The 11144-nt window shown below is 75.0% G+C and carries 10 protein-coding genes; 5 read left to right on the top strand and 5 right to left on the bottom strand.

Going from position 1 to position 11144, the window contains the following annotated elements:
- Window positions 1-204: 204 nt before the first annotated feature.
- Window positions 205-816, bottom strand: a complete 612-nt coding sequence (locus tag PZB77_RS25650; RefSeq protein ID WP_275494983.1) for a TetR/AcrR family transcriptional regulator — start codon at window positions 814-816, stop codon at window positions 205-207.
- A gap of 213 nt (window positions 817-1029) precedes the next feature.
- Here PZB77_RS25650 and hmgA point away from each other — a divergent pair, with 213 nt between their 5' ends.
- From hmgA to PZB77_RS25635, 3 genes are all read left to right on the top strand, one after another.
- Complete coding sequence (gene hmgA / locus PZB77_RS25645; RefSeq protein ID WP_275494982.1) at window positions 1030-2409, top strand: homogentisate 1,2-dioxygenase; 1380 nt, start codon at window positions 1030-1032, stop codon at window positions 2407-2409.
- A gap of 43 nt (window positions 2410-2452) precedes the next feature.
- The gene (locus tag PZB77_RS25640; protein ID WP_275494981.1) at window positions 2453-3265 is read left to right on the top strand and encodes a GntR family transcriptional regulator; all 813 of its coding nucleotides are present in this window, start codon (window positions 2453-2455) and stop codon (window positions 3263-3265) included.
- Between the two features lie 308 nt (window positions 3266-3573).
- Window positions 3574-4794, top strand: a complete 1221-nt coding sequence (locus PZB77_RS25635) for a type ISP restriction/modification enzyme (protein ID WP_275496219.1) — start codon at window positions 3574-3576, stop codon at window positions 4792-4794.
- A gap of 242 nt (window positions 4795-5036) precedes the next feature.
- Here the strand turns inward: PZB77_RS25635 and PZB77_RS25630 are convergent, their stop codons facing one another.
- On the bottom strand, window positions 5037-5300 hold the full coding sequence (locus PZB77_RS25630; protein WP_275494980.1) for a hypothetical protein: 264 nt from the start codon (window positions 5298-5300) through the stop codon (window positions 5037-5039).
- A gap of 310 nt (window positions 5301-5610) precedes the next feature.
- On the opposite strand from PZB77_RS25630, the gene PZB77_RS25625 reads away from it, so the two are divergent.
- Window positions 5611-6705 carry a DUF5925 domain-containing protein gene (locus tag PZB77_RS25625; protein WP_275494979.1) on the top strand — a complete coding sequence of 365 codons (1095 nt, stop codon included), beginning with the start codon at window positions 5611-5613 and terminating at the stop codon, window positions 6703-6705.
- Between the two features lie 58 nt (window positions 6706-6763).
- Here the strand turns inward: PZB77_RS25625 and PZB77_RS25620 are convergent, their stop codons facing one another.
- Window positions 6764-7138, bottom strand: coding sequence for a GntR family transcriptional regulator (locus PZB77_RS25620; RefSeq protein ID WP_275494978.1), 375 nt, complete (start codon window positions 7136-7138; stop codon window positions 6764-6766).
- 141 nt (window positions 7139-7279) lie between these two features.
- On the opposite strand from PZB77_RS25620, the gene PZB77_RS25615 reads away from it, so the two are divergent.
- Entirely contained in the window at window positions 7280-7816 is a 537-nt protein-coding gene (locus tag PZB77_RS25615) for a DUF402 domain-containing protein (protein ID WP_275494977.1), read from the top strand.
- A gap of 100 nt (window positions 7817-7916) precedes the next feature.
- On the opposite strand, the gene PZB77_RS25610 is transcribed toward PZB77_RS25615, so the two are convergent.
- On the bottom strand, window positions 7917-9467 hold the full coding sequence (locus PZB77_RS25610) for a trifunctional class I SAM-dependent methyltransferase/NUDIX hydrolase/VOC family protein (RefSeq protein WP_275494976.1): 1551 nt from the start codon (window positions 9465-9467) through the stop codon (window positions 7917-7919).
- A 248-nt stretch (window positions 9468-9715) separates the two neighbouring features.
- Entirely contained in the window at window positions 9716-10615 is a 900-nt protein-coding gene (locus tag PZB77_RS25605; protein ID WP_275494975.1) for an alpha/beta fold hydrolase, read from the bottom strand.
- Window positions 10616-11144 lie beyond the last annotated feature (529 nt).

Here is an 11144-nt window from a genome sequence, read left to right as displayed (position 1 = left end):
GAAGCGGCTGGGTCCCGGCGAGCATACCGACCGGTACGCATGTCGGGGAGTCCTTGGACCGGTCCGGCCGGCCGGACGGTGCCGGACCGGGTGCGCGACCGCCGGGGCAGGGGCCCGGACCGGGCCCCGCAGGCCGGTCGCGGTGGGCGGCCGCCCCGGCACGGGGGACGGCCGCCGCGCAGGGGCGGACCGGCGCGGAGCCGGTCAGTCGAGCACCCGCGCGAGGTAGGCGTGGAGCAGCACCCGGATCTCGGCGACGATCGCGGGATCGCCGGACGGGTCCACCCGGAAGGCGAGTTGCAGGGTCGCGTCGGCCGCCTCCACACCGACCAGGACGGCCCGCCGCAACTCCTCGTCCGGGCTGCTCCCCCAGTGCCCCGCGAGGAGTCCGGCGAGCCGGTCCGCGAGCCGGTGGTTCGCCCGGTGCTGCGGGTCCTCGGCGTGCGCGGCGGCCCCGAAGTCGACCTGGGCGAAGCCGGGGACGGTGCGCCGCATCGCGAGGTACTCGTCGAGTACGGCGTCGATGGCGCCCCGCCAGTGGGCGGCGGGCACACCGGCGAGCCGGACGGTGAGGCGCTCGGTGTACGAGTTGAGGTTGCGCACCGCGAGCGCGTCGACCAGGGCGCGCTTGTGGGGGAAGAAGCGGTAGACCGAGCCGATGGGCACTTCGGCGCGGACGGCGACGGCACGGGTGGAGAGCTCCTCGTACCCGGCCTCGTCGAGGAGGGCGGCGCACGCGTCGAGTATCCGGGTGAGCCGTTCGGCGCTGCGCCGCTGGACGGGGGCGCGGCGCAGGTGGGGTTCGGGATGGGCCACCGTCCCATCATGCCGCGCACCGGCCCGGGGCGGGACGCCGGACCGGCGCGCGCACCCGGGGGCACGGCCCGTGCCCGTCCGGCCCCGGGGCGCGCGGCGACGGGCGTTGACGGGCCCCTTCTCCATTCCTACGGTGGTCCATAGGATTGACCTTCCACGGTTTCCGCGCGCTCCCGAGGGCCGCGGGCCCGTCTCGGCACCGGGAGCAGCGGCATGGGCGGCACGGACGGCAAGCGGAGCACCGACGGCGGGAACCGCACGGCGGGCGGCGGTCGGGAAGGGGTGGGCGGGACGGACGGTCCGGGGCGGCCCCTGGCGTACTCCACCGGGTTCGGCAACGAGCACAGCTCGGAGGCGGCGGCGGGCGCGCTGCCGCACGGCCGCAACTCCCCCCAGCGCGCGCCGCTCGGGCTGTACGCGGAGCAGCTCAGCGGCTCCGCCTTCACCGAGCCCCGGGCGCGCAACCACCGCTCCTGGCTGTACCGGATCCGCCCCTCCGCCGCGCATCCGCCGTTCGTCCGCGCCGGCAACGGCTCGCTGTGCACCGCGCCCTTCACCCAGACCGTGCCCGACCCCAACCGGCTCCGCTGGGATCCGCTGCCCGACCCCGCCCCCGGCACCGATTTCGTGGCCGGGCTGTGGACGCTGGGCGGCAACGGCGACGCGGCCGGGCGCACCGGCATGGCGGTGCACCTCTACCACGCCAACTCCTCGATGGAGGAACGCGTGTTCAGTGACTCCGACGGCGAGCTGCTGATCGTTCCCGAGCGGGGTGCCCTGCTGCTGCGCACCGAACTGGGCGTGCTGCGGGCCGCTCCCGGCGAGGTGGCGCTGATCCCGCGGGGGGTGCGCTTCCGGGTGGAGCTGCCCGACACGACCGCCCGGGGGTACGTCTGCGAGAACTACGGCAGCCCCTTCCAGCTCCCTGAGCTGGGTCCGATCGGCGCCAACGGGCTGGCCAACGCACGGGACTTCCGCGCCCCGGTCGCCGCGTACGAGGACCTCCGGGGGCCGTTCGAGGTGATCAACAAGTTCTGCGGCAACCTCTGGACGGCGACGTACGACCACTCGCCCCTGGATGTCGTCGCCTGGCACGGCAGCCTCACCCCGTACGTCTACGACCTGCGCCGCTTCAACGTCATCGGCAGCATCAGCTACGACCACCCGGATCCCTCGGTCTTCACCGTGCTGACCTCGCCGACCGACACCCCGGGCCTGGCCGACGTCGACTTCGTGGTGTTCGCCCCGCGCTGGCTGGTGGGCGAGGACACCTTCCGGCCGCCCTACTTCCACCGCAACGTGATGAGCGAGTACATGGGGCTGATCGAGGGCGCCTACGACGCGAAGGCGGGCGGGTTCGTCCCGGGCGGCGGCTCGCTGCACAACATGATGTCGGCGCACGGACCGGACCGGGAGACCTTCGACCGGGCGAGCGCGGCGGAGCTCGTACCGCAGCGGATCGACGACGGGCTGGCCTTCATGTTCGAAACGCGCCGGCCTCTGGCCCTGACCGGGCAGGCGGCTTCCACCCCCCGGCTGCAGCGCGGCTACGACGAGGTGTGGCAGGGTCTGGACAGCAACTTCCGGCCATAGATTCCGTGTCCGGAAGAGTCCGGGCCGGCAGGGGGAGAGCCGGATGGCGGCAGGACGTACGAGCGAGAGCGGCCCCGGGGACGGGACCGGGGCGGGCGGGGGCACCCCGGCCGCCTTCGCCCCTGATTCGCTGGTGCTGAACGCGAAACTCCCGCTCTGGTACCAGGTCTCCCAGTCGCTGCGCGCCTCGATACTCGGCCGCCCGCGCGGCGCCCCGTCCCGGCTGCCGACCGAGGAGCGGCTCGCCGCCCACTACGGGGTGGGCGTGCTGACCATGCGCCAGGCCCTCAAGGAGCTGGAGTCGGAAGGGCTGATCAGCCGGCGCCGGCGGCACGGCACCTTCATCGAGCCCCCGGCGAGGCGCGCGGCGCCGGTCCGGGTGCTCGGCTCCGTCGACGCCGTCGTGGCGCAGCAGTCGGGCGAGCGGACGACCGTCCTCGGCCACGGGCCGTGCGCCGTCCCCGGGGAACTTGCCCACTACTTCCCGGACTGCGCCGAGGTGGTGGGCTACCGGCGGCTGCGCTGCGACGCGTTGACCGGCGAGCCCGTCAACTGGGCCGAGAACACGCTGCGTCCGGAGGTAGCCGCGCGGGTGGACGTCGCCGATCTGGAGCGGTGGCCGATGACGAAGGTCCTGCGGGACACGGCGGGGGTGCCGATATCCCGGATCACCGACACCGTGGAGGCCCGGCTCGCCGACCCCGCCACGGCGGCGCTGCTTCGGGTGCCGTTGCTCAGCCCGATCCTGCACTTCACCGGCGTCACCTACGACACCGCCGGCCGGGTCGTCGACGTGGCCCGCATCCACTACCGGGGCGACCGGTTCTCCTTCTCGGTCACGGTGGACGCGGACTGACCCGGCGCGGGCGTGCCCTCCGGGTCCGGTCGGAGCCACCCCGTCCGCTCGCCGGCGCGCGCACGCGGCCCGGGCCCCCACCCCCCGGCGTGGGCTCCCGGTGGGCCGGCCGGGGCCCGGACCGCGGCCCGGGCGCCCCGATACGATGCCGGAGAGAGGGCGGCGGACGTGGCGAGCGGGAGGACGACACGGTGGCAGCGGGCAGGGCGGCCGGGGACGCCCGGGGCACGGCGGGTCCGGGCTCCGGGGACGACGGCGGCGGTCCGGGTGCCGCCGCGGTACCGCGTCAGGGCCTCGCCCACCCCACCCTGGACGAGCTGATGCCCTGGTCCGTACGGCCCCTCCGCACCGGCCGGTCCTGGGTCACCGGGCCCGACGCCGCGTCCCTGGAGGCACGCTGGGAGCGGCTGGCGCGGGCCGGGGGCGAGGAGCAGGAGCGACTCTTCGGGCCCACCCGGTTCCGTACCCCGCACACCCCGGTCGCCGCACTGCCCGGGCAGGCCGCCTCCACCGGCCGGTTCTCCCGGGCCCCGGGGGCCTGCCCCGGGCCGGTACGCGTCCTGCACGGGCCGTTCGACGAGCAGTGGCTGATTCCGGACCATCGTCTGATCGATGCCGCCCGCCCCGAACTCTGGCGGGTGGCCGACGCGCACCAGCTCTTCGTCGTCGAGCACGGGCACCTCCCCCAGGACACCGGCCCCGCCCTGTCGGCGACCTCCCTGCTCCCCGACGGGTACGCCCCCGCGGGCCGGCCCGGACGGATCCGGCCGCTCTTCCGGCGTCCTGGTGGGGCCGAACCCAATCTGGCCCCGGGGCTCCTGGCCCTGCTCGGGGCCGCCGGGACGGGTCCGGGCGGCAGCATCGGGGTGGACGGTGACGGGGCGGTGACGCCGAGGTCGCTGCTCGCCTGGGTCCTGGCCGCCGCGCGCCCCTCCCCGGCGGGATGCCTCGTCCCGCTCCCCCGCGACGGGGCGCTGTGGTCGGCCGGAGTGGAGCTGGGCCGTGAGATCCTCCGGCTCCAGCTGCGCCGATCGGCCGACGGGGAGCGGCCCCGGCTGCCCGGCGGACGGCGGCCCTACGTGCGGTCCGCCGTGCCGCCCCGGCCCGGCTCGGTGACGTACGACGCGGCGAGCGGGACGCTGCTGCTCGACGAGGGGCGGATCGCTCCGGTACCGGCGGCGGCCTGGGAGTACCGGGTGGGCGGCGTACGGATGCTGGAGGTGTGGTTCGGCCGGCGGGCGGCCTCGTGGAGCGACGGGGAGCGGGAGGGGCTGGACGCGGTGGCGCCGGCCGCCTGGCCCCGGGAGTGGACCTCGGAGCTGCTGGAGCTGATCACCGTGCTCGCCCTGCTCGACGGCCTCGGGGACCGGCAGCGGGAGATGGCCGGGCGGATCGACGCGGCGCGGACCGTCTCGCGGGAGGAGCTGCGGGCGGCGGGAGTGCTGCCGGTCCCGGCGGCGGCCCGGCGTCCTGCGTCGGTCCTCGGCCATCGGGAGGAGGGCCCGGAGGGACAGTTCGCGCTGCTGTGAGGAGGGAGGACCTCCGGCGGCCTTCGCTTCCGGCGGGTCCCGTGGCAGAGGCTCCCAGGCCCCGGGTCGTCACCGGGCCTGGACGCGTGCGGAGGCCGCCGTACGCCCCGGGGAGGACGGGGAGGGCGGGCGGCAGCCCCGCGTCGGGGCAGAGCGATGTCCCGGGCCGACCCGCGCGAAGGGGTCGACCCGGTGACGGCCGGGCCGGTCGCGGCCGGGCCGGTCGCGGCCGGGCCGAGCCGTCAGTGGCGGCTGCCGAAGAGCGAGCGCCGCAGACGCCGCAGCGGCGCGAAGAGCGACACACGGGCGCTCTTGCTGCCCCGGGTGTGCGCCGCGTCGCGCGAGGTCAACTCACGCATCAGCAGCGTCGCCTCGGCGGTCTCGCGCTGTGGCAGCGCGGGGCCGCCGAGCACCGCGAGGTGGCGGTCGAGCCGCGAACTGGTCGCACTGCTCCCACATGTGATGGCAGGCACGCGCGGCCTGCTGCGGACCGTTATCTGTTCCATGTCACTCCCCACCCGTACAAGGGCACCCGGTGCGGGCAGGTCAACCCTATCGCCCCGCGGGGACACACGCGTGTCCCGGGCACAGGATTACGTACACGCATGCGGGGTTGACGGTACGTCACTCCACTCGCCCGATACGGGCGGGACTCGGGTGGTTCCGTCGCTCCGCGCACCTCCCTACCGTGCCCCGTGCGCCCTCGCGCACTCCACCGGGACGGGGGACCCGCTCCCTGCGCCGGACGGGAACCGCAAGGCTCACCGGTCGGGGAAATCCGGTGCGCCGGGCTCCACCGTGCCCGATCATGGGCGCATGTCTGCCAACCTCGAGTCCGCGCTGCCCATCCGGCTCACCGTCGACGACAGCGATTCCCCCTCCGACGTCATGGACTCGCTGTTCCTCGGCCGTTTCACGGCGGGCGAGCAGCCGTACGCGCACAGTTCCTCCCTGGAGCGCGTCAAGCCGGGCGAGACGCTGGTCCCCCCGGGTGCGACGGTGCTGCGGACCGCCCGGGAGGACAGCCGCAGCGCGACCCTCGCGGAGGGCGAGGGGTGGACCCTGCTCGCGCGGCGGTGGAACCGGGGCGCCGACGTCAACGTGACCGCCACCAGCGCCGAACTGGCGGAACGCATCGTCAAGGAGGCGACGGACGGCGTACAGGACGAGCCGGAACCGCTGCCGGAGGACGTGAGCATGGGCTTCTGGTACGTCTCGCCGCAGCGCGGGCCGCACCGCACCACGCGCCGGATCTCCGCGGGCACCTGGGACGAGGTGCGCCCCAACTACTCGGCCCGGGTGGCCGGGGCGATGGACGGCCTGATGGGGGTCACCCCGGACGACGTCTCCGGCAGGCTCCTGCTGCTGCACGGTCCGCCCGGGACCGGGAAGACCTCGGCGCTGCGGACGCTCGCCCGCGCGTGGCGCGACTGGTGCCAGGTGGACTGCGTCCTCGACCCGGAGCGGCTCTTCAACGACGTCGGGTACCTGATGGACATCGCGATCGGCGAGGACGACGGCGCGAAGAAGGGCCGGTGGCGGCTGCTGCTCCTGGAGGACTGCGACGAACTCATCAGGGGCGAGGCCAAGCACACGGCGGGCCAGGCGCTCTCACGCCTGCTCAACCTGACGGACGGCCTTCTCGGCCAGGGCCGGAACGTCCTGGTGGCGGTCACCACCAACGAGGACCTGGAGCGGCTGCACCCGGCGGTCGTCCGGCCGGGCCGTTGCCTGGCCCGGATCGAGGTCGGCCCGCTGAGCAGGCCCGAGGCGGTGTCCTGGCTGGGAACCGAGGAGGGGATCGGCCGTGACGGGGCGACCCTCGCGGAGCTGTTCGCCCTGCGGCGGGGCAGCGGACCGGCCTCCGTTCCGAAGCAGGACGCGGGCACGGAGGCGGGCCTCTACCTGTGAGCGGTGCGCCGCCCGGCCGGGGAGCGACGCCCTGCGAGTCGTTCCCCGGCTCCGGCCCTCATGCCCCGTACGCCGCCCGCAGCGCGTCCTCGGCGAGGGCGAGGGCCTCGGTGCGGGAGAGGCCGAGGCGCCTGGCCTGTTCCGCGTACACCTGGGCGGCCGTCGCCGCCCTGCGGTCCGCCGCGTCCCCGGCCGCCGCGACGAGGGTGCCGTTGCGGCCCCGGGTCTCGATCACGCCGTCGGCTTCCAGCGCGCGGTAGGCCTTGGCCACCGTGTTGGCGGCCAGGCCGAGTTCCTCGGCGAGTCCGCGCACGGTCGGCAGCCGGTACCCGACCGGGAGCGCGCCCGAGCGGGCCTGTTCGGAGACTTGTGCGCGCAGTTGCTCGTACGGGGCGGTGCCGGTGTCCGGGTCGATCACGATCGTCAGAGTCACGGTGCCGATTCTGCACCCCCGGCCCGGAAACCCGGCGGCGGCCCGTCCCTCCGTCGCTGTACGGTCGGCTCACGCCCGTGACCGGCGGAAGGGCCGGCCCGGTCCGGTCCGGTCTCCCGGTCCGTTCCGAGGAGGTACGCCATGTCCCCGTCTGCGGCATCACCCGGTGACCCGACCACCGGCGCGGCGGCAGAGGACGTGACCGTCGTGCTGACCAAGGCCGGGCGGACGAAGATCCGCTATCCGGCCCGCCGGCTGGCTGACGACGGCAGCCGGGTGACCGTCCTCGCCCCGTGGGCCGCTCCCGGGGTACGGGACTTCGGTTTCGTGGCGTTCGCGCCGGGCGACGTCTTCACCGAGCACTACTGGCGGGACCGGTGGTACGCGGTGAAGGAAGTCCGGACGGGCGACGGGCGGTTGAAGGGCTGGTACTGCGACATCACCCGCCCCTGTGTCGTCGTGGCCGGCGAAGTGCGGGTGGAGGACCTGGACTTGGACCTGTGGGTGTCGGCGGACGCCTCGGAGGTCCTGCGCCTGGACGAGGACGAGTTCGCGCGGAGCGGGCTGGCCGGGCGGGATCCGGTGGCGGCCGCGAGGGCGGCCGGGGCCCTGGACACGCTGGAGCGCATCGCCCGCGCCCGCCGCCTCCCCGGCCTGCTGGAGCGCCCCGGGGCGTGACCCCGGCCCGCCCGCGGCGAGGTGGCGCAGCGGGAGCGCGCCCCCGGCCGCCGGCCGTCCCTCCTGGAACCGGGGGCGGCGGGACCGGCTCGCCCGGTGGTCAGGCGGTGGGGACCTCCGTCCCCGCGGCCGGTTCGCCGGCGCACGGCGCGGGTGCCTCGCGGCCCGGGCCGGCCGCCACGAGTTCGACCTCGAATCCCGCGGCGTTCTCCAGGTAGGCGGCGCGGTGCCCGTCGCCTCCCGCGTAGGGGTGCCGGTCGGCGAAGAGCAGCCGCCAGCCGTGTGCGGGGGCCTGGGCCGCGAGCGCGTCGAGCGTCTCCCGGTCCTCGACGTGGAACGCCAGGTGGTTGAGGCCGGGGCGGAGCCGGTCGTGGGTCCGTGCGATCGCGTCCGGCGACTCCTCGATCACGACGTAACTGTCACCGCGCCGCCAGCTGCGGCCGTGGGACCAGCGCTGGTACGGGAGGTGGCCGAGCCGTCCGAGCAGCCAGTCCCAGCCGGGCGCCGCCTCCGCCAGGTCGGAGACCCACAGCTCGATGTGGTGCACCCGGCCGGTGCCGGTCCCCGCCGACGGCAGCGGGACGGCACGGCGCGGGAGGCCGGGGTCGTGGGCGACCGGGTCGCCGTCCTCGTGCCAGTGGATCAGGAAGTGCTCGCCCGAGCGGTAGCCGTCGAGGCCGGCCCGGCAGTACGCGACCATGTCCTCGGGCAGCGCGTCGAGCGGGAACCAGTCCAGCTCGGAGCACTTGGCGGGCTCCGCGTTGTACGGGGCCCGCTCGGAGTCGTACTCCGCTTCGAAGAACCAGCCCGTACGCGGACTGCCGCCGGGACCGCGGTGGTGCATGACGAGCGCGACGCGCAGCTCCTCCGGCTGGAGGGTGACGCCGATCTCTTCGGCGGCCTCGCGGACGATCGCCTCGCGCACGTCCTCCCCGTCCTCCAGATGGCCGGAGGGCAGGTGGAGGAGGCCGTCGGCGTACCCCGTGCCGGCCCGGCGGGCGAGCAGCACCCGGGGGCCCTGCCGGAGGATCAGGTGGACGTCGACGACCTCGGTGTGGCGGTGGCGGGGCTCGGCGCGGGCCACGACGGCGTACCGCTCGTCGTCGACGTCCTTGCCCCAGAGCCGGGAGTCCGCGGAGAGCGGTTCGTGGTGGACCCGCTCGGTGTACGGGGCGAGCAGGGCGGTGAGCCGGGCTGCGGAGACACCCACCCCGCCCCACACGCCTTCGATCAGGACGAGCCGGCCGCCGGGTTTCAGCAGCCCGAACCACGTCTCCAGGGCCGCCGCCGGTTCCGGCAGCGCCCAGAGGACGTGCCTGACCAGAACGACGTCGAACCGCCGGTCTCCCACCGGGGGCCGGGCGGCGTCGCCGACCAGCACCTCGGAGCCGGTGCCCGCGAGTTTCCCGCGTGCCTGCTCGACCATGCGCGGCGACTGGTCGACCGCGGTGATCCGGTGGCCCTGGCCCGCGGCGAGCAGGGAGAGGCTGCCTGTACCGCAGCCGAGGTCCAGGACCTCGCACGCGGTGGCGGGGAGCCAGGTCTGCAGGCGTTGCGCCCAGGCGTCGCGCACGACGGGGTCGAGCAGTCCGTGGTCGGGTTCTTCGTCGAAGGAGTCGGCGGCCTCGTCCCAGTAACTGATCGTCGTCATGACCTCCATGATCCCAGCCGTGACTGACGATCGGGGTCCCGTCGGCATGAACTGCGGCAGCTCCCCGCCGTACGCGGCAAGGATTGCGGCGGGACGGCCCGCCCACGCGCGGTCGCGCGGCCCCACTCGCCCGGCACGGCACCGACGGATCGGCCGGCCGGCGCCCCCGGGGTCCGGAAAGCTGCCGGCCGTCCGCGCCGTCACCGGCCGCGCCGTCACCGTACGGAACGCCGCCGGCCGGGGATCGTTCAGCTGAGCGCGGAGGCGCAGTTCGTCGGGGTGGCGTGCACCGGGTCGAGCGCGTTGGCCACTTCGTGGAAGGCGATCCTGTCGACCGTACCGATGGCGACGTGCTCGGAGACGTCGACCGCGCACAGGTCCTGGAGCAGGACGTTGCGCACGTTCGCACCGCTGAGGTACTGGGTGCGGTAGGGGGTGACCACCTCGTCGTACCGGGTCGAGATGACGGTGTAGTGCACTCCGGCCACGGTGTCGGGGACGGAGTTCAGCTTGGTGACGAAGGGCGATCCGGCCACCTGGTCGGCGAGGCCGGGGGTGGCGGCGGTCAGCAGGGACGCGGCGCCGGGGAAGTAGGGCAGCAGGTTGGTCAGCCCGAGGAGGGTGGTGCCGTGGTTGTCGGGGGCGAGAGCGACGAGCGCGTTCACCTTGGCGGCGCCGCCGAGGAACTTCAGGTAGTAGTTCGGCATCATGCCGCCCTGCGAGTGCCCGACGAGGTCGGCCTTCGCCTTGCCGGTGGCGGCGAGCACCTTGTCGACGAAGGTGCTGAGCTGGGCGGCCGAGCGGTCGATGGGGCCGAGGCCGTTGAAGACCGGTACGCCGGGGAGCTGTCCGTAGTCGAGGGAGAAGACGCAGTACCCCCGGGCCACCAGATAGGGCGCGAGGACGATCCAGTTGTCGACGGAGTTCCCGAAGGTTCCGTGGACGAGGACCACCGGACGGGGATGGGCGGCGGAGGGCTTGCAGGAGTAGTCGTTCCAGCCGCTGGTGGCGGCAGCGGCCCCGCCGGCGGAGGGGGCGGCCGAGGCGGCGGCCACCGAGGGGCCGGCGAGGGCGGCGACGGCGAGGAGCAGCGCGGCGAGGGTTCTCCGCGCACGCGGAGCTCTCGGTGTACGGGTCCAGGGCAGCATCGTGGGATCTCCTTGCGGCTCAGGGAGTTGCGATGTGGGGGTTCGCCCTGTGGCCCGGACCACAAGCTTTACGTGCTCATGCCAACTTACGCAGGGGTGGATCCGCGAGGGAAGTTACGCGTCGGTAAAAACTGCTCCGCCCCCGGACGGGGAGTCGGGGTGCGACGCCCATCCCCCTTCATCACCCTCAGGAGGTGAGGGCGCGGCCCCGGCGGGCCGACGAGGGGAGCACCGGACGCGGGCCGCCCCCACCGTGCGCTCCCGTCGTCGGATCGGCCGCTCCCGCCGCTCCCACCCGTGCGCTCCCGTCGGATCGGCCCCTCCCGCCGCCCCCGGCCGCCCCCGATCGGTGTCGGTCGACAGGTGCGTTCCGTACGGCCCCCTCCACGCCCGCGCCCGCCCCGCCCCGCCGTTCCACGCCTGCTTTCACACAGCGCGAACGGCCGGCTCCACGCCGTTGCCGGGGCGTGCTTCACCCACACCCGCCACTGCACGCGACCGGGGTCGAACGCCACCCCGCGACAGGTGG

Source organism: Streptomyces sp. AM 2-1-1, assembly GCF_029167645.1.
Lineage (GTDB): Bacteria > Actinomycetota > Actinomycetes > Streptomycetales > Streptomycetaceae > Streptomyces.
The sequence above is the reverse complement of the archived record's forward strand: the minus strand, read 5'-3'. Positions and strand labels throughout refer to the sequence as shown.

Excerpts from the sequence above, each read along its gene's own strand:
- hmgA (WP_275494982.1), top strand. The coding sequence starts at position 1,030 with ATGGGCGGCACGGACGGCAAGCGGAGCACCGACGGCGGGAACCGCACG.
- PZB77_RS25640 (WP_275494981.1), top strand. The coding sequence starts at position 2,453 with ATGGCGGCAGGACGTACGAGCGAGAGCGGCCCCGGGGACGGGACCGGG.
- PZB77_RS25630 (WP_275494980.1), bottom strand. The coding sequence starts at position 5,300 with ATGGAACAGATAACGGTCCGCAGCAGGCCGCGCGTGCCTGCCATCACA.
- PZB77_RS25625 (WP_275494979.1), top strand. The coding sequence starts at position 5,611 with ATGTCTGCCAACCTCGAGTCCGCGCTGCCCATCCGGCTCACCGTCGAC.
- PZB77_RS25615 (WP_275494977.1), top strand. The coding sequence starts at position 7,280 with ATGTCCCCGTCTGCGGCATCACCCGGTGACCCGACCACCGGCGCGGCG.
- PZB77_RS25610 (WP_275494976.1), bottom strand. The coding sequence starts at position 9,467 with ATGACGACGATCAGTTACTGGGACGAGGCCGCCGACTCCTTCGACGAA.
- PZB77_RS25605 (WP_275494975.1), bottom strand. The coding sequence starts at position 10,615 with ATGCTGCCCTGGACCCGTACACCGAGAGCTCCGCGTGCGCGGAGAACC.